The organism is Acidovorax sp. (assembly GCF_022763525.1).
Lineage (GTDB): Bacteria > Pseudomonadota > Gammaproteobacteria > Burkholderiales > Burkholderiaceae_C > Acidovorax.
The window spans coordinates 1-19,701 of the sequence record NZ_JALEGG010000194.1; the positions used below are offsets into that span (position 1 = coordinate 1).

The following is a 19,701-nucleotide window of genomic DNA, read 5'->3' on the forward strand; positions in this document are numbered from 1 at the left end:
ACGACCTGGGCGGCGCTGCCATCCGGGCCGCAATCGAGCGCGCGGGTGTGTCGCCCAATGCCGTGGGCGAGGTGCTGTTTGGCAACTGCCTGATGGCGGGCCAGGGTCAGGCTCCCGCGCGGCAGGCCGCGTTCAAGGGCGGCCTGCCCAAGGAGGCAGGCGCCGTCACCCTCAGCAAGATGTGCGGCTCTGGCATGAAGGCCGCCATGATGGCGCACGACATGCTGCTGGCCGGCACGCACGACGTGATGGTGGCCGGCGGCATGGAGAGCATGACCAACGCACCCTACCTGCTGCAAAAAGGCCGTGGCGGCTACCGGCTGGGCCACGACCGCATCTTCGACCACATGATGCTCGACGGCCTGGAGGACGCTTACGAGCCCGGCCGTTCCATGGGCACCTTTGGTGAAGACTGCGCCGCCAAGTACCAGTTCACGCGCGAGCAGCAGGACGCCTTTGCCACCGCCAGCGTGCAGCGCGCCAAGGCGGCCACCGAGTCCGGCGCCTTCGCGGCCGAGATCGTGCCTGTCGCTGTCAAGACCCGCGCGGGCGAGTCCGTCGTCTCCGTGGACGAAGGTCCCGGCAAGGTCAAGCTCGAAAAGATCGCCACGCTCAAGCCCGCGTTCAAGAAGGACGGCACCATCACCGCTGCGTCGAGCTCCAGCATCAACGACGGCGCTGCCGCACTGGTGATGATGCGCGAGTCCACCGCCAAGAAGCTCGGCTGCAAACCCCTGGCCCGCATCGTGAGCCACGCCACGCACGCACAGGAGCCCGAGTGGTTTGCCACCGCCCCGCTGGGTGCCACGCAAAAGGCACTGGCCAAGGCCGGCTGGCAGGTGGGCGACGTGCAGCTGTGGGAGATCAACGAAGCCTTTGCCGTGGTGCCCATGGCGCTGATGAAGGAGCTGAACCTCTCGCACGACAAGGTCAACGTGAACGGTGGTGCCTGCGCCCTGGGCCACCCCATCGGCGCCAGCGGCGCGCGCATCATGGTCACGCTGATGTATGCCCTCAAGGCCCGCGGCTTGACCAAGGGCCTGGCCACGCTGTGCATCGGCGGCGGCGAAGCGACGGCGGTGGCGCTGGAAGTGCTGTAACTGCGGTGATGCCGAAGGGGCGGCTGTCCCGGCCCAGCCGATCCGCCCCCATCGCCGTGCACGGCTAGGGCCTTGCACTGTGTGAAATGCTCCTGTTTTTATAGCTTCTTGCGCTTGCTGCAGAAGCGCGGGGTCTATATTCAACTAACAATGAACACCATCCTCATCATCGGCGCATCGCGAGGCATCGGCCTGGAACTGGTGCGCCAATACACCGAAGTGGGCCGCCGCGTGATCGCCACCGTGCGCGACGGCGCGGGCCGCGAGCGCGTGCAGGAGCTGGGCGCCGAAGCGCTGACGGTGGACGTGGCCAACCCCGCCAGCGTGAGCGGCCTGGCCTGGCAGCTGGATGGCGAAAAGATAGACATCGCCTGGTATGTGGCGGGCGTGATCCGCCGACCTGACGCACGCACGCCGCCCACGCAGCAGGACTTCGATGCCGTCATGCACACCAATGTGCTGGGCGCCATGCAGACCATTCCCCAGGTCGCACCGCTGGTGGCGGACGCGGGAGGCGTGTTCGCGTTCCTGTCTTCATCCATGTCGCAGATTGGCAGCGTGCCGGGCAGCGATGCGTGGCTGTACCGCACCAGCAAGGCAGCGCTGAACATGGCCGTGGCCGCCGCGCAGCGCAGCTATCCCGAAGCCACGCTGGTCTCCATCGACCCCGGCTGGGTGCAGACCGACATGGGCGGCGGCGGGGCTCCACTGACGGTGGAAGACAGCGTGCGCGGGCTGCGCAGCACGGTGGCTGGCGTGACGCCCGCCGACAAGGGCCGCCTGCTGCACTACGACGGCCGCCGCGCAACGCACTGGTAGCCGGGTTCTGGGCGGGAGCAGGTCCATGCAAGATTTGGACTGGCGCCCCGGGGAGCAGGCTCGCAGAATGGCGCTGCGCTGTCAGCCCCATCCTGGCTGGCGGCGCGCGGGCCGAAGAGAGGGCTCGCCACTGCAACCCACCGGGAGTTTCAAATGTGCAATTGCCTTTCCACCCCTGCGGCGCCTGCGCCGTCCCGCCGCCGCCTGCTGGGCGGGGCCGCAGCCCTGGCCGCCCTCGCTTCCAGCGCGCGCGTGCTGGCGGCCGACACCCCTTTGCCCGACAACCGCATTGGCCCCGATGCCGCGCTGGCGCGGCTGGTGCAGGGCAACGCACGCTATGTGGCAGGCCGCTCCACGCAGCGCGACTTCTCGGTGGGGCGCGTGGCCCGTACCACCGGGCAGCGCCCGTTCGCGGCCATCCTGAGCTGCGCGGATTCGCGTATCGCGCCCGAGCTGGCGTTTGACCAGGGACCGGGCGACCTGTTCGTGGTGCGCCTGGCGGGCAACTTCGTCAACGAAGACGCGTTGGCCAGCATGGAATACGCCATTCAGTTCCTTCAAGTGCCCCTCATCCTGGTGCTGGGCCACAGCAACTGCGGCGCCGTGTCGGCCGCCATCAAGGTGGTGCAAGAGGGCACCCAGCTGCCCGGCCACCTGCCGAGCCTGGTCAACGCGATCCGCCCCGCCGTCGAGGCTGCGCAGCGCCGCCAGCCCGCCAACTTGCTGAACGCGGCCACCGAGCAGAACGTGCGCCTCAACGTCGCCCGGCTGACCACGGCCGAGCCGATCCTGGCCGGGCGCATGGGCAGCGGTGCCGTGCGCGCGGTGGGTGGGGTGTACGACCTGGCCAGCGGCAAAGTCGCGCTGGTGTAGCGCCTCGGCATCCTCTTGCCGGCGGCGGGGTACGCAAGAGCACGTAGGCTGCGGCCCGAGGGCGGACCAGCAGCGCACGCGGGCAAAATTGCATGTTGACTTGCGGGCAGGTGCCGACCTTGGGGCGCCCAACCGCCCCGACGATCCTGAAGGAGACAACATGCTGCTGACCCAAGACCAGGAAATGATCCGCGACGCGGTGCGCGACTTTGCGCAGACCGAACTCTGGCCCCACGCTGCGCGCTGGGATAAGGAACACTACTTCCCCAAGGAGGCCCACCAGGGCCTGGCCGCGCTGGGCGCCTACGGCATCTGCGTGCCCGAGGAGTTCGGTGGGGCGAACCTCGACTACGTCACGCTCGCGCTGGTGCTTGAAGAAATCGCCGCCGGTGACGGCGGCACCAGCACCGCCATCAGCGTGACCAACTGCCCCGTCAACGCCATCCTCATGCGCTATGGCAACGCGCAGCAAAAGCGCGACTGGCTCACGCCGCTGGCGCGTGGCGAGATGCTGGGCGCGTTCTGCCTGACCGAGCCGCATGTGGGCTCGGACGCCTCCGCACTGCGCACCACGGCCGTCAAGCAAGGCGGTGAATACGTGATCAACGGCGTCAAACAGTTCATCACTAGCGGCCAAAACGGCCATGTGGCCATCGTCATTGCCGTCACGGACAAGGGTGCGGGCAAAAAGGGCATGAGCGCCTTTCTGGTGCCCACCAACACGCCGGGCTACGTGGTGGCGCGGCTGGAAGACAAGCTTGGCCAGCACAGCAGCGACACCGCGCAGATCAACTTCGACAACTGCCGCATCCCGGCCGAGAACCTCATCGGCGCCGAAGGCGAGGGCTACAAGATCGCGCTGGGTGCGCTGGAAGGCGGGCGCATTGGCATTGCCGCGCAAAGCGTGGGCATGGCGAGGAGCGCGTTCGACGCGGCACTGGCGTATTCCAAGGAGCGCGAGAGCTTCGGCACTGCCATCTTCAACCACCAGGCCGTGGGCTTTCGCCTGGCCGAATGCGCCACGCAGATCGAGGCGGCGCGCCAACTCATCTGGCACGCCGCCGCATTGCGTGATGCGGGCAAGCCCTGCTTGAAGGAAGCCGCCATGGCCAAGCTGTTTGCCAGCGAGATGGCCGAGCGCGTGTGCAGCGCCGCCATTCAGACGCTGGGCGGCTACGGCGTGGTGAACGACTTCCCGGTGGAGCGCATCTACCGCGACGTGCGCGTGTGCCAGATCTATGAGGGCACGAGCGACGTGCAGAAGATCATCATCCAGCGCGCGCTGGCGTGAGGTTCATCCGCGCGGCATTCCGTGTCAAATTGCTACATTAACAATAGCTACTTGCGCTTGATGGACAAGCGCTAGGAGCTGTTTTTATGCCCAATGAGGCGGCCCGGTCGCGCCGAGCGCTCCCGGCTGCTGGGCACGAGGATCAAGCCGCGCCGGGCGTTTTGCGCGCCACTGCGCGTGCAGCACGCGGGCGTTTGGCCTCCGCGGCCACCTCAGCGCCAGGCTGTACCCGCGTCAGGTGGCTGGCCACCATGCCCGCCACGGTGCGCGCAACCGCCTTCACGTCCAACGGCTCGTCAAAGATCAGCTCCACCGTCGCATAGATCAGCTCCACCACGATGCGGCTGACCAGCTGCAGCTCGGCGGCGTCGGCGTCGGGCAGCGCCTGGGCGAGCAGGCGCGCCTGTTCCTGCGTGACGGCGGCGTGCGATGCCAGCCGCACCTCCTGCAGCGCGGGCACCGCGCGCAGCGCCCGCATGATCCACACCCCACCCACGGTCTGTACCGTGGCTTCGTAGGTGTCCAGGATCAGCCCCTCCAGCGCGCGCTCCAGGCTCTCCACACCCCCTGCAAATACCTCCAGCGTGATCCAGCGGTCGACGCGCGCGTTCTGCGCCTGCATCAGGCGCTGCCCCAGCTCGGACAGCAGCGCGTATTTGTTGGGGAAGTAGCGGTACAGCGCCGGCGGCGTGAGTCCCGCGCGCTCGCACACCAGGTTGGTGGACAGCCGCTCGATGCCCACGTCGGCCAGCGTCTGGGCCGTCACTTCCAGGATGCGTTCATAAGTCTCGGCAGCCCGCTGCTGTGCGGGCTGCTTCTTGGTGGCCAGGGAGGGCGGGGCGCGTCGGGTGGCGGGCATCTGGAGGCTTGGGGATGGCATCAGGGATTGTCCCAGGTAATTTTTTTGTCCAAAAAGATAGTCATCACTATAAACTAGTCATAACTACTTAATTGATTTGTGTCCTGGTTCAAGAAAGGCGCACCCGATGAAGACTTCGATGACGTGCTTGCTGGCCCTCGTGGGCGTTGCCCTGGTGACGGCGGCCCAGGCGGCCGGGCCTGACGATGCCAAGGGCCTGTGGATGACGGCCGAGCGCGATGCGGTGATCCGCTTTGCACCCTGCGCCGATGCCCCGGCCGCGCTGTGCGGAACCATCGTGTGGGACAAGGACGCGGGCACGCCCGCCAGCACCTGCAACGTGCGCATCGCGCAGCTGGGCCGGTATGCGGACGACGCCTGGCGCGACGGCTGGGTGTTCGATCCGCGCGAGAACAAGAAATACAAGGGCGCCGTGCGCGCCAAAGGGGACGAGCTGCGCATCCGCGCCTTCGTCGGGGTGGAGGTCCTGGGCCAGACCGAGCAGCTCCAGCGCGTGGCCGTCCTGCCGCCCAAGCCCGTGTGCGAGCCCGGCTCCTGAACTGCGCGCCCGGTTTGCCGCCCGCGATGCCATCACCCACCCGTTCCGTCCTACCCATCAAGGAGCCCACCATGACACCGATCCGCCTTGTTCCCGCAGCCCTTGCCGCCGCGTTGGCCGCCACCACAACCCTGCCGGCCCATGCGCAGGAAACCGCCAGCTATGCCGTGACCACCGACGTGAAGCTCACCACCGACCAGCGCAGCCGGGGTGTGTCCGACTCGTTCAACCGCCCTGGCGCCAAGGTCAGCGTGCAGGTGGCGCATGAAAGCGGCCTGGTCGGCCTGGCCGAGTTCGCCACCGTCAGCCGCAAGCAGTTCCTGGACGGCGCGGGCCTGGGCATCACGCTGGCCGGCGGCTACCGGTTTGGCGACCCCGAGGGCTGGCACTACGGCCTGGGGCTGGCCACCGAGCTGTTTCCGGGCGCGAAATTCCAGGCGCCCCACAGCTTCAACATGGAAACCGGCGAGCCCGGAGACTGGCGCAGCACCCGCTACCACAGCGCCTTCGCCGTGGCCGAGATCGGCTACGGCAACCTGGAGGCTCGGGTGATGAACGTGATCTCCAAGACCTACCGCGGCGCCAACACCGGCGGCGTGTGCGGCACCATGCTCTCACTGATGGCTGACCCCACGCCCGCGCTGGCGTGCTACGCGCGCGGCGATCACAACTCGCGCGGCAGCTGGCTGTTCGATGTGGGCTACAAGCACGCGCTCAACCCCACCACCACGCTCCACCTGCACGCGGGCTATCAGCGCATCGCCAACTTCAAGGAGGCGAACTTCTCGGACTATTCCGTGGGCATCACGCACAAGCACTGGGGCTTCCTCTGGGGCGCCGAATGGATGACCACCCGCACCCGGGTGCGCGAGCTCTATGTCGCCATGGACGGCACCCGCCCCCGCGCTACGGACAACAGCCGCGTGGTTCTCTCGGTCTCGCGCAGCTTCTGACAGGAACTTGGCCATGATCGACTCGCGCCTCGTGCTGGCGGTGGACCTGGGCACCTCGGGCTGCAAATGCGCCCTGGTCGGCCTGGACGGCACCGTGCACGCCTGGGCTTTCCGCCCCGTGCGCCTGCAGGTGCAAGGCGCGCTGGCCGAGCAGGCCCCGGAAGACTGGTGGCAGGCCTTCCTCCACAGCGCGCAGGAGATCCTGGGCGCGGAGCCCGGCCTGCGCGAGCGTGTGGTGGCCGTGTGCTGCTCCACCCAGACCGAAGGCACGGTGTGCGTGGACCGCGATGGCCATGCCATCGGCCCGGCACTGACCTGGCTGGATTCGCGCGGCGCGACAGCCATCGCACGCCGCGTGCGCGGCCGGGGTCCGAACATCGAAGGCTACGCGCCGCTCAAGCTCTGGCGCTGGCTGCGGCTCACGGGAGGGGCGCCCTCGCTGTCGGGGCGCGACTCGGCAGGGCACATGGCCTACCTGCGCGACGAGGAGCCCGCGCGCTACGAGCGCACGCACAAGTTCCTCAACGTGCTGGATTACCTCAACCTGCGTCTGTCTGGCCGCTTCTGCGCCACGCAGGATTCCGCGGTCACCTCCTGGATCACCGACAACCGCGATCCGCACCGGGTGCGCTACGACGCAGGCCTCATCCGACTGCTGGGGCTGGATGCCGCCAAGCTGCCCGAGATCGTGCATTCCACCGACGTGCTGGGTCCCTTGCTGCCCAAGGTGGCGCAGGCGCTGGGGCTGGACGCAAAAACCGTGGTTGTCGCTGGCGCTGTGGACACCTCAGCCGTAGCCGTGGGCGCGGCCGTGGCCGACTTCGAAAGCCACCTGTACCTGGGCACCTCGTCGTGGCTGGGCGCGCACGTGCCCTTCATGAAGACCGACGTGCGCCACAAGATCGCCGCCATCCCCAGCGCCGTGGACGGCCGCTACCTGGCCATGGCGTTGCAGTCCACGGCCGGGGCCAACCTGTCGTTCCTGCGCGACCGCATCCTCTACCACCCGGACGAACTGGCGAGCGACGAGGAACATCCCGCCGTCTATGAAGTGCTCAACCGCATTGCCGCGCGCGTGCCGCCGGGCGCACGGGGCCTGATCTACACGCCCTGGCTGCTCGGCGAGCGCACGCCGGTGGACGACCCGCGCCTGCGCGCCGGCCTGCTCAACATGTCGCTGGAGCACACGCGCGAAGACATCTTCCGCGCGTTTCTGGAGGGCGTGGCGCTCAACACCCGCTGGATGCTGGAGCCCTTTGCGCGCCTGCTGGGGCGCGACGCCGGCACCATCAACGCCGTGGGCGGCGGCGCCCAGTCGGACGTGTGGTGCCAGATCATTGCCGACGTCACGGGCCAGCCCGTGCGCCAGCTGCAGAGCCCCATCCAGACCAACGCCATCGGCGCCACCTTCATCGCCGGCGTGGGCCTGGGTGCCTATGCCTTTGCCGACCTGGCCCACCTGCGACGCGAGCGCGCCGTGTACGAACCCCGCAGCGCGCTGCGCCGCCTGTATGGCGACCAGTTCGAAACCTTCAAGGAAGTGCGCACGCGCCTGGCGCCGCTGTATCACCGCATTAACGCACCAAGTGCCCCGCAAGGAGCCGCCGCATGAACCACACCCCTGCCACCTTGAGCATCCGCCAGAGCGTGGTCGAACTGTGCCAGGAGCTGTCGCGCCGCGGCCACTTCTCGGGCACGGGCGGCAACATCGCGCTGCGCATCGACGCCGAGCACATCGCCGTCACGCCTTCCGCTACCGACTACCTCACCATGGTGGCCGACGACATCTGCGTGCTGCGCCTTTCGGACCTGCAGCAGGTGGCTGGCGCACGCGCCCCGTCGGTCGAAAGCGGCCTGCACGCCAAGGTGCTGCGCGCCCGGCCCGACGCGAACGCCAGCATCCACACCCACCAGCCCGTCGCCAGCGCCTGCGCGCTGCTGGGCCGGCCGCTGGCCGTGCCGCCCGGCCACATGCAGACCACGCTGGGGCGCAGCATTCCCGTGGTGGGCTATGCGCCCTCGGGCAGCGGCTGGCTGTCGTCCAGGCTGGCCCGCGCGCTGCGCGCGGACACCAACGCCTACCTCATGTTCAACCACGGCGTGCTGTGCTGCGGCCCCACCACCTGGGCTGCCGTGCAGGCGGTGGAAGACCTGGAAGCGCTGTGCCAGCAGCAGCTCTTGCAGGCCATGGCCGATCGCGCCCGGCTCGAGCCCGACCTGCAGGCCGCGCTGCAACGGGTCGCCGATGCCCTCCACGCCTGATCTCCTATCTCCATACCCTTGCACTCCGTTCGCACCATGAGCAACCTCGCCCCCATCCACACCGCGGCATCGGCCGCCGCCACCACTCCGCGCCCCGCCATCTCCGCCTGGCCCAACGTGGACGATCTGTACCGCCGCTTTGCCGATCTGGTGAAGCAGCCCATGCGCCCCATCCGCGCCGACAAGATGCCGCAGGTGATGCGCTACTTCGACGAGCGCTGCCAAGGCTCCAAACGCTTGTCTGAGCGCGCCAAGGCCGTGATCCCTGGCGGCGTGCAGCACAACCTGGCCTTCAACCACCCGTTCCCGCTCGCCATCACGCAGGCCGATGGCGCGCACATGACCGACGTGGACGGCAACCGCTACATCGACTTCCTGCAGGCGGGCGGCCCCACGCTGCTGGGCTCCAACCACCCGGCCGTGCGCCAGAAGGTGAACGAGGTGCTGGATTCGTGCGGCCCCGTCACCGGCCTGCTGCACGAATACGAGGTCAAGCTCGCCGAGCTGGTGTGCCAGAGCATGCCCGGCGTGGACATGGTGCGCCTGCTGGGCTCGGGCACCGAGGCCGTGATGGGCGCGGTGCGCCTGGCGCGGGCCTACACCGGCAAGAAACGCATCATCAAGGTGGGCGGCGCCTACCACGGCTGGAGCGACCAGCTGGTCTACGGCATGCGCCTGCCGAAAACCGGCCGCATGGAGGCCGTGGGCATCCCGCGCGGGGCCACTGGCAACACGCAGGAATGCAACCCCAACGACCTGGACGCCCTGCGCAGGCAGCTGCGGTGGAACCGCCTGCGCGGCGGCACCGCAGCCGTGCTGGTGGAACCCCTGGGTCCCGAGAGCGGCACCCGCCCCGTGCACCCCGACTACAACCGCCAGGTGCGGGCGCTGTGCGACGAATTCGGTGCGCTGCTGATCTTTGATGAGGTGGTGACGGGCTTTCGCATCGGCATGGGCGGCGCGCAGGCCTACTTCGGCGTCAAGCCCGACCTCACCGTGCTGGGCAAGTGCCTCACCGGCGGCTACCCCATGGCCGGTGCCATCGGTGGCCGCAAGGACATCATGATGATGCTGGTGGGTGGCATCGGTGCCACCACCAAGCGAGCGTTCGTGGGCGGCACGCTCTCGGCCAACCCGCTGTCGTGCGTGGCGGGCTACTACGCGCTGCTGGAAGCGCAGCGCACCGATGCCGCGGGCGTGGCCGGCCGTGCGGGCGACCGCTTGCGCCAGGGGCTCGAAGGCATCATCAACCGCCTGGGCCTGCCGTACGTGACCTACAACCTGGGCTCCATCGTGCACCTGCAGACCTCGGGCGTGTTGCTGCTGGACACCAGCAGCCTGTGGAAGCTCTTCAAGGTGAAGGACGAAGCCAAGCGCCGCAAGCACATGATGGAAGAGATGGGCGCGGCCTACACCGCCCACGGCCTCATCACGCTGGCCGGCAGCCGCATCTACACGAGCCTGGCCGACACCGACGCCGTGATCGACGATGCGCTCAATCGTTTTGAAGACGTCTTCAAGCTGGTGTGACCCCATGAGCACCGAAGACCAACTGCGCACCGAATGGTCCGCCCTGCGCGACCGCCTGCAGGCCAAGCAACTGCTGCGGGGCGAGGGCGCCAGCCTCTCGCTGCGCATTCCCGGCAGCGATGCCATGTGGTTCGGCCGCGCCACCGACGCGGCGCCACAGCGCCTGCCATTGCGCGGCGTCCCGGCGCAAGCCGAGGTGCATGCCGCGGCCTATGCACAGCGCGACGATGTGGGGGCCGTGGCCTGGGGTGGCGGCGCGTTCGGCCCCTGCCTGGCGGACTTTGGCGGTGCCATGCCCCAGGTGTTTGATGAACAGGCGCGCCATCTGGGCCCGATGCGTCCGGGCGGCACGGCGGCGGCTGCGCTGCACGGCCGCGGCAATGTGGCGCTGGTGGCCGGGCGCCCCCTCTGCCTGGGCATGACTGCCATGCGCCTTGCGCTCAATGCCGAGTTGTTCGAAAAATGTGCCAAGGCCTATGTGCTGGCCGTGGCGGGCGGCGGGCGCGTGCGGGCCTTGCCGTGGATCGTGCGCCTGGTGGCCAACCGGCGGCTGGGCAAAGACCAGCAGCGCGCGGCGGCCCGGCTGCAGCAGGGGCTGCTGCCCGAGGAAAGCAAGGGCTACTGAGCGACCCATCTCACACAACGAGGGATCCCATGAGTACGCACCACACCGAATCTATCCCCGCACCGCAGGTGGTCGCCGCGCTGGCCATCGGCACCATCGCCGTCCTCATGGTGGGCATCCAGCCCATTGTGCTGGGCGAACTGGTGGAGGCGCACCAGGTCAGCCTGGAGGGCGTGGGCATCGTGGCCATGGCCGAGATCATCCTGCTGGGTCTGGGCGTGGTGCTGGGCGACGCGCTGCTGCCCGTGGGCCAGTTGCGCTGGATCACCATCGCCGCCGCGCTGACGGCAGCGGGCCTGGACGGGCTCACGCTGCGGGCCACGGGCGATGGCGCCATGACGGCGGTGCGCGCGGCGGCGGGGCTGGCCGAAGGCGTGCTGGTGTGGGGCACCACCGGCGTCATCGTGCGCACGGCCAACCCGGCGCGCGTGGGCGGCATCTTCTTTGTGCTCCAGACGCTGGCCCAGGCGCTCGTCGGCCTGTTGCTGGCCAACGCCATCATCCCGCGGTGGGGCTGGCAGGGGGCTTTCACGGCCCTGGGCATGCTGGCACTGTCGTGCTGCCTGCTGGCGTTCGCGCAGCCCTCGCGCCTGGCTGCGCTGGCGCCGCCTGCGGTGTCGGGGTTCCGCTGGTCGGTGCGCACGGCACAGCCCCTGGCCGTGGCGTTTCTGCAGCTGGCCACGCTGGGTTCGTTCTGGGCATACCTGGAGCCCCTGGGCAAGGTCGCCGGGTTTGACGGTCGCGGTGCGCAGACTCTGATTGCCGCCGTGCTGGCGACGCAAGTGGTGGCCGGCAGCGTGGCCACCTTTGCGGTCCGCCGCCTGCCCGTGGTGCCCACGCTGGCGGCGTGTTCGCTGGCGCTGGCCGCGGTCACCGGCACCGTCTACGAACTGCCCGGCGGCAGCACGCGGGACTTCGCACTGGCCTGCCTGCTGTTCGGCTTTGTGTGGCTCTTCATGCTGCCGTTCCAGATCGGGCTGGCCTTCCGTGCCGACGCGAGCGGGCGTCTCGCCAGCCTGGTGCCTGCTGCCCAGCTTCTGGGCAGCGCGTTCGGGCCGCTCATGGCGTCGTTCATCGTAAAGGGCGAGAACGCCAGCGCCGTGCCGTTGCTCAGCGCCGGGTTTGCCCTCGCTGCAGGCGTGCTCGTGGTGTTGGGGCGCGTGCGGTACGCCGCGCCCGCCGCAGGGGCGTTGCCCTGAAGGCCGTTTCGCCGCCTCCGGCGCTCCGCTAGTCCTCCGACGTCTGTTCCACCTGCGCATGCCTGGCGCGCCCCGGCGTGGGGGCGTGCGCATCTCCCAAGGACCCTGAACCATGGATTTCAAGAACCAAGTGGTGCTCATCGTGGGCGCGTCATCGGGCATGGGCCGCGCGCTCGCGCTGCGCCTGGCGGCCGAAGGGGCGCACGTGGTGGCCACCGCTCGGCGCAAGGACAAGCTCGACAACCTTGCGGCCGAGATCGCGCAGGCCGGCGGCCGGTGCCTGGCCATCGCCGCCGACGCGCAAGACCCCGCCGCGGCAGAGCAGCTGGTGCAGCACGCAGTGCAGCAGCTCGGCCGCATCGACCTGGTGCTGCTCAACGCCGGGGGTGCACCCGCGCTGGACATGCGCGCCATGGAGGCGCGAGAAGTCACGGCCTACATGCGCTCGAACTACGACGTGGCAGTGAATGTGCTCTTTCCCGTGCTGCACCAGATGGTGCGCCAGGGTGGCGGGCTGGTGGCGCAGACCAACTCCCTCGCGGGCTGGCTGGGCGTGCCGCTGCAGGGGCCGTACTCTGCGGCCAAGGGCGCGCTCAGGCTGCTCATCGACACCTGCCGGGTCGAGTTCGGGCCGCTGGGCATCCGCTTCGTGTCCCTCTACCCCGGCTTTGTGACCACCGAGGCCGTGGCGGGCGATGGCATGCCCGCGCCCATGGCCCTGTCGGAGGCGCAGGCGGTGGAGCACATGCTGGGCGCGCTGCGCCGCGAGCCGCTGGACTACCTCTTCCCCTGGCGCATGGCGTGGCTGGTGCGGCTGTCGCTGCTGCTGCCCAAGCGCTGGACCACGCGCATCCTGCGCAGCGAGGTGCCTCCTTTGCCCGCCACCGCGCGGCCCGCCGCGTGAAAGCCTCGGCCATGACCACAACGATGCCCGTCGAGGACACCGGCCCGCAGGTGCTCCAGCGCCTGTTTGACAGCCAAGCCACCACCGCGCTGGCCCTGCGCAGCTCCACCGCGCGCGAGCGCGTGGCCAAGCTCCAGCGGCTGCGCGACGCACTGCTGGAGCGGCGCGAGGCGCTGTACGCCGCCTTTGCCGCCGACCTGCGCAAGCCCCCGCTGGAGGTGGACCTGACCGAGCTGCTGCCCGTGGTGGACGAGGCGCGCCATGCCATTGCACACCTGGCGGGCTGGATGAAGCCGCGCCGCGTGCGGCCCACGCTCACCACGCTGGGCACGCGCGCCCGGGTGCTGTACCAGCCGCGCGGGCGCTGCCTCATCATCGGCCCGTGGAACTACCCGGTGAACACCTTGCTGGGGCCGCTGGTGTCGGCCCTTGCGGCGGGCAATGCGGTGATCCTCAAGCCCTCGGAGTTCACGCCCCACGTCAACGCCGTGGTGGCCGAGCTGATGGCCGTGCTGTTCGACCCCGCCGAGGTGGCGCTGGTGCCCGGCGGCGTGGCCACCGCGCAGCACCTGCTGGCGCTGCCGTTCGACCACGTGTTCTTCACCGGCTCGCCCGCCGTGGGCAAGATCGTGATGGCTGCCGCCGCGCAGCACCTCACTTCCGTCACGCTCGAACTGGGTGGCAAGTCGCCGGTGATCGTGGACGCGTCCGCCGACCTGCGCCGCGCGGCCGAGCTGGTGCTGTGGGGCAAGTTCACGAACGGCGGGCAGACCTGCGTGGCGCCCGACCATGTGTACGTGCACCGCAGCGTGCAGGCCCGCTTTGTGCAGCTGTGCCAGCAGATCCTGGCCGAGCGCTACGGCGCCACCGACGCGGCCGTGCGGGCCAGTCCCGACCTGGCGCGCATGGTCACGCGCCGCCATGCGGAGCGCCTGGGCGCGCTGATCGACGACGCGCTGGCGCGCGGCGCCACCTTGCTTGCGGGTGGCGCGCACCACGCGGACGAACGCTATGTGGCCCCCACGCTGCTGGGCAATGTGCCCGCCGACGCGCGCATCAGCGGCGAAGAGATCTTTGGCCCCGTGCTACCCATCGAGCCGTATGACGAACTGCAGGACGTCATCGACCGCATCAACGCCCAACCCAAGCCGCTGGCGCTGTACCTCTTCAGCCGCCACCGGCCCACGCAGGCGCGCGTCACGGGGCAGACCAGCTCGGGCGGCATCTGCCTCAACCACTGCGTGCAGCAGTACGCGCACGGCGGGCTGCCGTTTGGCGGGGTCAACCAGTCGGGCATCGGCAACGCGCATGGCCTCTACGGCTTCAAGGCGTTTTCGCATGAGCGCGCCTGCCTGGCCGCCGGGCCGTTCACGGTGGTGCGCCTTTTCTTTGCGCCCTACACCGGGTTGCGGCAATGGCTCAGCGCCACCCTGGTGAAGGCACTGCGCTGGATGTGAACGTGGACAAGCGACAACGACGAGAAGACAAAACCTATGAAACCCAACCTGAAATCCTGGTGCACCGCCGCCATGCTCGCGGCGGCAGGCATGGCGGGCCCTGCATGGGCGCAAGACGGCGCCGACGAATTTGTGGGCTACTGGAAGACGGCAGAGGGCGACGGCATCGTGCAGCTCAAGCGTTGCCCGCTGTTCAAGAACGCGCCGCCTACTGCGCTGTGCGGCGTGGTGGTGTGGGATGCGGAGGTGAACAACCCCACGCGCAAGTCCGCGCTGGACTGCAACCGCAAGGTGTTCGAAGCCTCCAAGTTTGACGGCACGGCCTGGTCCGAAGGCTGGGCCTTTGACACCCGCAAGCGCAAGTTCTACAGCGCCAAGCTGCGCCTCAAGGGCGGCTACCTGCACATGCGCGCCTACGTGGGCAGCGAAGTGAATGGCGAGACCGAAATCTTCACCCGGGTGGCCGAGGTGCCGTCTGGTTGCGAAGCCCGCGCGGCCGACGCCACCTCGGTGCGCGGCGTGGGCGTGGAAGGCGCTGCGCAGGCCGCCGAGGCGTCCAAACCGCCCAGCCAGCGCCCATGAACGGCACCGCAAGTCCTTCGCTGACCATGCCGATGCTTTCCCGTTCCCTCCTGGCCTGTTGCGCTGCGCTGGCCTTGGCCCTGGCCGGCTGCAACGCCGGAACTCCCTCTGCAGCTACCGATTCCGACGTGCGCGCGGCCGAGGCCAGGCGCCCGCAAGACGCGCAGCTGGCCGCCAAGTACGAGCGCTCGTGCCTGCTGTGCCACGGCGTGCGCAGCGGCGCACCGCTGGTAGGTTTTGAGCCTGCCTGGAAGCAGCGCGTGGCGCAGGGCGAGGGGGTGCTGCTCGCCCATGTTCGCGACGGACTCAACGCCATGCCCGCCATGGGCCTGTGCACCGACTGCAGCGATGCCGAGCTGCGCCAACTCATCGACTTTGTGATCCGAGGCCAGTGAATGACCATGCCAGCCCACCACCCCACTCCTGCCACCGTTACCCGCCGCCGCGCAGTGGCTACGAGCGCATCCGCCGTGGTCGCGGGGCTGCTGGCCCAGCCGCTGATGATGGGCGCCGCCAGCGCGCAAGGCGCATCTGCCACCAGTGCCCCGCCAGCGGTCGCCTCGCCCCCGCCCTGGCAGAACTGGTCGGGCGTGCAGCGCGCGCAGCCCAGCGCGCGTCCCATACCCGCCAGCGAGGCCGAGCTGGCCGCGCTTTTGAAGCGCTCCAGCGGCGAGGTCCGGGTGGCGGGGGCAGGGCACTCGTTTACCGCGCTGGTGCCTACGCCGGGCACCCTGGTGTCGCTGGACAAGCTCTCCGGCATCGTGCGCATCGACAAGGCCGCGATGACCGCCACCGTGCACGCCGGCACGCGCCTGGGCACGCTGGCCCGTGCGCTGGATGCCGAGGGCCTGGCGCTGCCCAACCTGCCGGATATCGATGCGCAAACCCTGGCCGGCGCCATTGCCACCGGCACGCACGGCACGGGGGCCCAACTACCCGCCGTGCACGATGGCGTGGTGGGCGCACGGCTCGTTCGGCCCGACGGGCAGGTGGTGGAGCTGGCCGGCCCGCGCGATGCGGATGCGCTGGCTGCCGTCCGCGTCTCGCTGGGCAGCCTGGGTGTGGTGTCGCAGCTCACGCTGCGCGTGGTGCCCGCATTCAACCTGCGGCGCAAGGTGTGGCTGCAGCCCATCGACGACCTGCTGCGCGACGCGCCGGCCCTGGCTGCCAAGCACCGGCATTTCGAGATGTTTGTGCTGCCTTTCACCGGCTACGCGGCCGGCGTGATGCACGAGGTGTACGAGGGCAATGACATGCTGCTGCCCAGCTCCGCCGAGGACACCATGCTGGCCGACCTGCGCCGCCTGCGCGACTGGCTGGGCCGCTTTCCAGCGCTGCGCACCTGGGCCGCGCAACGCTTCATCGACCCGCAGCAGACGGAAGAAGCCCGCGAGCGCGCCCACCGCTTGCTCTCCACCGTGCGCTCGTCGCGCTTCAACGAGACGGAGTGGCATGTGCCGGCCGAGAACGGCATCGCCTGCCTGCGCCAGGTGATCGACGCCATCCACCAGCACAACGAGGCCTTCTACCCCATCGAGTTCCGTTGGGTGCGCGGCGACATCGCGTGGCTTAGCCCCTTCCATGGCCGCGACAGCTGCTCCATTGCGCTGCACGCCGCGGCGGGCGAGTCGTATGACTACCTCGTGCAGATTGGCGCCCGCATCTGCCAGGCCCACGGCGGACGCCCGCATTGGGGCAAGATGCACCCGTTGGCGGCGCCCGCGCTGGCGCCGCTGTATCCGCGCTGGCGCGATTTTCTGGCGCTGCGCCAGTCGTTCGATCCGCAGGGGCGCATGCTCAATGCCCACCTGCGGTCGCTGTTCGGCATCACCTGAGGGAGTGCAGGATGAAACAACGGCAAGGACTCAACCGCCGCCGCGTGGTGGCGGCGGGGGCGTTCGCGGCATCGGGCGCCGCGCTGCTGGCGGCGCGCCCGGCCGACCAGGGCGCGCCCCATGCCGGCGAGTTCGCAGCCATCGCCCGGGCACTGAAGGCCGCTGGCCTGGCCGCCCAGCCCACGCTGGTGGTGGACCGGGCCCGGCTGCGCGCCAACGCGGCCAAAGTGCAGGCGCATGCGCAAGACCACCGGCTCGCGCTGCGGCTGGTCAACAAGTCCCTGCCCAGCTTGCGCTTGCTGGACGAGGTCGGTGCCGCCGCACCGGGCGCGCGCCAGATGGTGTTCAGCCTGCCTTATCTCTCGCTGGTCGCCCGGGAACGTCCCCAGACCGACGTGCTGCTGGGCAAGCCCCTGCCAGCAGCGGCGGCAGCGGCCTTTCTGGCCGCACCGCCCGCGTCCGGTTTTGATCCCACACGCCAGCTGCAGTGGCTGGTGGACAGCCCGCATCGCCTGGCGCAGTACCGCGACTTGGCACGCGGGCGCGGCCAGCCCTTGCGCATCAACATAGAGATCGACGTGGGCCTGCACCGCGGCGGCGTGGCCGACGAAGAAACGCTGCGTTCCATGCTGCAGATGGTGCGGGAGGAGCCGCTGCTGCGCTTCGCGGGCTTCATGGGCTACGACGCGCACACGCAGAAGATCCCGGACATCGCCGGCGCGCGCGAGCGGGCCCACCGCGAGGCGCTGGCCACCTACCAGCGCTTGGTGGACGTGCTGCGCGGCAGCCCTTTGATGCCGCAGGCCGGGCCGCTCACCTTCAACACGGCCGGCTCGCCCACCTTCCGCCTGCACGACGGCAGCGGTGCCGCCAACGAAGTGGCCGTGGGCTCGGCCATGGTGCTGCCATCCGACTTTGACACCCCCCTTTTGGCCGACCTGGAGCCCGCCACATGGATCGCCACGCCGGTGCTCAAGGTCAGTGATTTCGCCGCGCCCGAGGGTGTGGGCGCGCTGGGCCGGCTGGCGCGCGCGTGGGACATCAACCACCGCACCGCGCATTTCATCCACGGCGGCCACTGGCTGGCGGACCCGGTGTCGCCGCCGGGGCTTTCCACCAGCGTGCTCATGGGGCTGTCGTCCAACCAGCAGCTGCTGATCGGCTCCGGCACGCAGGCCCTGCGGCCGGACGACATGGTGTTCTTCCGCCCCCGCCAGAGCGAGGCCGTGCTGCAGCAGTTTGGCGACATCGCGGTGTACGAGCGGGGGCGCATCGTGGACCAGTGGCCGGTGTTCCCGGCGCGGGGGTGAGGGGCCGGGAACGCTGCCTGCTATTCAGCGGGCGCTCTCGCGCCGCTTCAGCACCACCGTGATCTGGCCGTTCGTCTCGATGGTCGCGCGTTCCACCTCGTGCAGCTCCAGGCATCCACCGGCCCGCAGCGCGGCCTGCAGGTCGCTGGTGGACAGCAGCTCCTGGCGCATGAGCGCACTGTCCAGCTGACCGTCCTGCACCAGCACCTGCGGCCTGCCATCCACCAGCCGCTCCACGCGGGGGAAGCGGAAGGTGAGCCAGGCCAGCGCCACGTGGCAGATGATCAGCGTGGTCGCCGAGATGAGGCCGCCGATGAGCGAGTTGTCGCCCGCGTTCATCGAGTTCTGCACCGCATTCGACAGGATGAGCAGCAGCACCAGGTCGAACGGCGCGAACTGGCCCGTCTGGCGCTTGCCTGTCAGGCGCAAAAAGACCAGCAGGAAAACGTAGACCACCGCTCCCCGCACAACGAACTCCCACCACGGCACGCTGGTTGTCCACATCGCTCGACTCCTTCTGTTCTGTATGGGCTGCGGGCACGATGGTAATCAGCGGCGCCGGCCTGCGCGCGTGGGCGAAAATAGCGCCCCCGCCTCCGCGGTGGCGGCCATCCTGGCCGCGCTGCTTGCCACGGTCCGAAACCCCCTACCGAGAGACTGATACCCCTCATGCAACGCCGCCAGTTCCACCATGCCACCGCGGGAACGCTTGCCAGCGCGCTGCTGCTGCCCCTGCTGGCGGCCATCCCCCGGCCGGCCCAGGCCCTGTCGCTGGCGGACCTGTCGAGGGCCGATGCCGCAAGCGGCGTCAAGGCGGCGCTGGGGCAGGGCGCCCAGGTGGCGGTGGCGCTGCTGGGGCGGCCGGACGGCTTCCTGGGCAACCCCCAGGTGCGCATCGGCCTGCCGGGCTATCTGGACGATGCCGCCAAGGTCATGAAGTCGCTGGGGCAGGGGCGGCGCGTGGACGAACTCGTCACCGCTATCAACCGCGCCGCGGAAGCCGCCGTGCCCCTGGGCAAGGACCTGTTGGTGCGTGCCGTGCAGAACATGACGGTGGTGGATGCCAAGAACATCCTCACAGGCGGCAGCACCTCGGTCACCGCGTTCTTTGCCGAGAAGACGCGCGCGCCGCTGTCTGAGCGCTTCCGGCCCGTGGTGCACCAGTCCATCGAAAAGGTTGGCCTGGCGCAGAAGTACAACGCCTTCGCCGGCAAGGCCGCCAGCTTCGGCCTGTTGCGCCCCGAAGATGCCGACCTGGGCCAGTACGTCACCGGCAAGACGCTGGATGGCCTGTATTTCATGATCGGGGAGGAAGAGCGGCGCATCCGCCAGAACCCCGCAGGTGCAGGCAGTGCCATCGTCCGCAAGGTCTTCGGCGTCTTGAAATGAAGCACCCCCTGAGTCGCCTTTGGCGCCTTCCCTCTCTCTCGCTGTGCGGGAGGGGGATGCACCCTGTGGCCTGGCAAAGCCAGTTCCACGGGTGCACTGGCGCTGAGCCGCGCGAGTCTCGATCAATGATTGCGCGTGAGTCTTGCGCGGGTCC

General features: G+C 69.4%; 20 protein-coding genes. 18 read left to right on the forward strand and 2 right to left on the reverse strand.

Annotation, left to right across the window (positions count from 1 at the left end):
• The 4 genes from MRY84_RS14980 to MRY84_RS14995 all read left to right on the forward strand — a co-directional run.
• On the forward strand, positions 1–1,100 hold a 1,100-nt coding region (locus MRY84_RS14980), incomplete at its 5' end, for an acetyl-CoA C-acyltransferase (protein WP_291506503.1).
• A 150-nt stretch (positions 1,101–1,250) separates the two neighbouring features.
• Positions 1,251–1,919 (forward strand): SDR family oxidoreductase, encoded by a 669-nt coding sequence (locus MRY84_RS14985; protein WP_291506504.1) that lies wholly within the window; start codon positions 1,251–1,253, stop codon positions 1,917–1,919.
• Positions 1,920–2,072: 153 nt separating this feature from the next.
• Entirely contained in the window at positions 2,073–2,792 is a 720-nt protein-coding gene (locus MRY84_RS14990; protein ID WP_291506505.1) for a carbonic anhydrase, read from the forward strand.
• 160 nt (positions 2,793–2,952) lie between these two features.
• Positions 2,953–4,083, forward strand: a complete 1,131-nt coding sequence (locus tag MRY84_RS14995) for an acyl-CoA dehydrogenase family protein (RefSeq protein WP_291506506.1) — start codon at positions 2,953–2,955, stop codon at positions 4,081–4,083.
• Between the two features lie 142 nt (positions 4,084–4,225).
• Here MRY84_RS14995 and MRY84_RS15000 read toward each other — a convergent pair whose 3' ends face one another.
• The gene (locus tag MRY84_RS15000; RefSeq protein WP_291506507.1) at positions 4,226–4,942 is read right to left on the reverse strand and encodes a TetR/AcrR family transcriptional regulator; all 717 of its coding nucleotides are present in this window, start codon (positions 4,940–4,942) and stop codon (positions 4,226–4,228) included.
• Positions 4,943–5,081: 139 nt separating this feature from the next.
• Between MRY84_RS15000 and MRY84_RS15005 the strand changes: the two genes are divergently transcribed.
• From MRY84_RS15005 to MRY84_RS15065, 13 genes are all read left to right on the forward strand, one after another.
• Positions 5,082–5,501, forward strand: coding sequence for a DUF2147 domain-containing protein (locus MRY84_RS15005; protein WP_291506508.1), 420 nt, complete (start codon positions 5,082–5,084; stop codon positions 5,499–5,501).
• A gap of 71 nt (positions 5,502–5,572) precedes the next feature.
• Complete coding sequence (locus tag MRY84_RS15010) at positions 5,573–6,454, forward strand: TorF family putative porin (RefSeq protein WP_291506509.1); 882 nt, start codon at positions 5,573–5,575, stop codon at positions 6,452–6,454.
• A 13-nt stretch (positions 6,455–6,467) separates the two neighbouring features.
• Entirely contained in the window at positions 6,468–8,066 is a 1,599-nt protein-coding gene (locus MRY84_RS15015; protein WP_291506510.1) for an FGGY-family carbohydrate kinase, read from the forward strand.
• Positions 8,063–8,716 (forward strand): class II aldolase/adducin family protein, encoded by a 654-nt coding sequence (locus MRY84_RS15020; RefSeq protein ID WP_291506511.1) that lies wholly within the window; start codon positions 8,063–8,065, stop codon positions 8,714–8,716. The genes MRY84_RS15015 and MRY84_RS15020 overlap by 4 nt, the downstream gene beginning before the upstream one ends.
• A 36-nt stretch (positions 8,717–8,752) precedes the next feature.
• Positions 8,753–10,246: an aminotransferase class III-fold pyridoxal phosphate-dependent enzyme gene (locus tag MRY84_RS15025; RefSeq protein ID WP_291506512.1), complete on the forward strand. Its 1,494-nt coding sequence runs from the start codon at positions 8,753–8,755 to the stop codon at positions 10,244–10,246.
• Positions 10,247–10,250: 4 nt separating this feature from the next.
• Positions 10,251–10,871, forward strand: a complete 621-nt coding sequence (locus MRY84_RS15030) for a hypothetical protein (RefSeq protein WP_291506513.1) — start codon at positions 10,251–10,253, stop codon at positions 10,869–10,871.
• A 29-nt stretch (positions 10,872–10,900) separates the two neighbouring features.
• A complete protein-coding gene (locus tag MRY84_RS15035; protein ID WP_291506514.1) occupies positions 10,901–12,070 on the forward strand; it encodes an MFS transporter in 1,170 nt (389 codons plus the stop codon).
• A 112-nt stretch (positions 12,071–12,182) separates the two neighbouring features.
• Entirely contained in the window at positions 12,183–12,974 is a 792-nt protein-coding gene (locus MRY84_RS15040) for an SDR family NAD(P)-dependent oxidoreductase (protein ID WP_291506515.1), read from the forward strand.
• Between the two features lie 11 nt (positions 12,975–12,985).
• Positions 12,986–14,431, forward strand: coding sequence for an aldehyde dehydrogenase family protein (locus MRY84_RS15045; RefSeq protein WP_291506516.1), 1,446 nt, complete (start codon positions 12,986–12,988; stop codon positions 14,429–14,431).
• Positions 14,432–14,467: 36 nt separating this feature from the next.
• Complete coding sequence (locus MRY84_RS15050) at positions 14,468–15,013, forward strand: DUF2147 domain-containing protein (protein WP_291506517.1); 546 nt, start codon at positions 14,468–14,470, stop codon at positions 15,011–15,013.
• 26 nt (positions 15,014–15,039) lie between these two features.
• Entirely contained in the window at positions 15,040–15,408 is a 369-nt protein-coding gene (locus MRY84_RS15055; protein ID WP_291506518.1) for a c-type cytochrome, read from the forward strand.
• Entirely contained in the window at positions 15,409–16,848 is a 1,440-nt protein-coding gene (locus MRY84_RS15060; RefSeq protein WP_291506519.1) for a D-arabinono-1,4-lactone oxidase, read from the forward strand.
• An 11-nt stretch (positions 16,849–16,859) separates the two neighbouring features.
• On the forward strand, positions 16,860–18,158 hold the full coding sequence (locus MRY84_RS15065; protein WP_291506520.1) for an alanine racemase: 1,299 nt from the start codon (positions 16,860–16,862) through the stop codon (positions 18,156–18,158).
• A 24-nt stretch (positions 18,159–18,182) separates the two neighbouring features.
• On the opposite strand, the gene MRY84_RS15070 is transcribed toward MRY84_RS15065, so the two are convergent.
• A complete protein-coding gene (locus MRY84_RS15070) occupies positions 18,183–18,662 on the reverse strand; it encodes a YetF domain-containing protein (protein WP_291506521.1) in 480 nt (159 codons plus the stop codon).
• A gap of 165 nt (positions 18,663–18,827) precedes the next feature.
• Between MRY84_RS15070 and MRY84_RS15075 the strand changes: the two genes are divergently transcribed.
• Entirely contained in the window at positions 18,828–19,547 is a 720-nt protein-coding gene (locus tag MRY84_RS15075; RefSeq protein ID WP_291506522.1) for a DUF4197 domain-containing protein, read from the forward strand.
• The last annotated feature ends 154 nt before the right edge of the window (positions 19,548–19,701 follow it).

Excerpts from the sequence above, each read along its gene's own strand:
- MRY84_RS14985 (WP_291506504.1), top strand. The coding sequence starts at position 1,251 with ATGAACACCATCCTCATCATCGGCGCATCGCGAGGCATCGGCCTGGAA.
- MRY84_RS14990 (WP_291506505.1), top strand. The coding sequence starts at position 2,073 with ATGTGCAATTGCCTTTCCACCCCTGCGGCGCCTGCGCCGTCCCGCCGC.
- MRY84_RS14995 (WP_291506506.1), top strand. The coding sequence starts at position 2,953 with ATGCTGCTGACCCAAGACCAGGAAATGATCCGCGACGCGGTGCGCGAC.
- MRY84_RS15000 (WP_291506507.1), bottom strand. The coding sequence starts at position 4,942 with ATGCCCGCCACCCGACGCGCCCCGCCCTCCCTGGCCACCAAGAAGCAG.
- MRY84_RS15005 (WP_291506508.1), top strand. The coding sequence starts at position 5,082 with ATGACGTGCTTGCTGGCCCTCGTGGGCGTTGCCCTGGTGACGGCGGCC.
- MRY84_RS15010 (WP_291506509.1), top strand. The coding sequence starts at position 5,573 with ATGACACCGATCCGCCTTGTTCCCGCAGCCCTTGCCGCCGCGTTGGCC.
- MRY84_RS15015 (WP_291506510.1), top strand. The coding sequence starts at position 6,468 with ATGATCGACTCGCGCCTCGTGCTGGCGGTGGACCTGGGCACCTCGGGC.
- MRY84_RS15020 (WP_291506511.1), top strand. The coding sequence starts at position 8,063 with ATGAACCACACCCCTGCCACCTTGAGCATCCGCCAGAGCGTGGTCGAA.
- MRY84_RS15025 (WP_291506512.1), top strand. The coding sequence starts at position 8,753 with ATGAGCAACCTCGCCCCCATCCACACCGCGGCATCGGCCGCCGCCACC.
- MRY84_RS15030 (WP_291506513.1), top strand. The coding sequence starts at position 10,251 with ATGAGCACCGAAGACCAACTGCGCACCGAATGGTCCGCCCTGCGCGAC.
- MRY84_RS15035 (WP_291506514.1), top strand. The coding sequence starts at position 10,901 with ATGAGTACGCACCACACCGAATCTATCCCCGCACCGCAGGTGGTCGCC.
- MRY84_RS15040 (WP_291506515.1), top strand. The coding sequence starts at position 12,183 with ATGGATTTCAAGAACCAAGTGGTGCTCATCGTGGGCGCGTCATCGGGC.
- MRY84_RS15045 (WP_291506516.1), top strand. The coding sequence starts at position 12,986 with ATGACCACAACGATGCCCGTCGAGGACACCGGCCCGCAGGTGCTCCAG.
- MRY84_RS15050 (WP_291506517.1), top strand. The coding sequence starts at position 14,468 with ATGAAACCCAACCTGAAATCCTGGTGCACCGCCGCCATGCTCGCGGCG.
- MRY84_RS15055 (WP_291506518.1), top strand. The coding sequence starts at position 15,040 with ATGCCGATGCTTTCCCGTTCCCTCCTGGCCTGTTGCGCTGCGCTGGCC.
- MRY84_RS15060 (WP_291506519.1), top strand. The coding sequence starts at position 15,409 with ATGACCATGCCAGCCCACCACCCCACTCCTGCCACCGTTACCCGCCGC.
- MRY84_RS15065 (WP_291506520.1), top strand. The coding sequence starts at position 16,860 with ATGAAACAACGGCAAGGACTCAACCGCCGCCGCGTGGTGGCGGCGGGG.
- MRY84_RS15070 (WP_291506521.1), bottom strand. The coding sequence starts at position 18,662 with ATGTGGACAACCAGCGTGCCGTGGTGGGAGTTCGTTGTGCGGGGAGCG.
- MRY84_RS15075 (WP_291506522.1), top strand. The coding sequence starts at position 18,828 with ATGCAACGCCGCCAGTTCCACCATGCCACCGCGGGAACGCTTGCCAGC.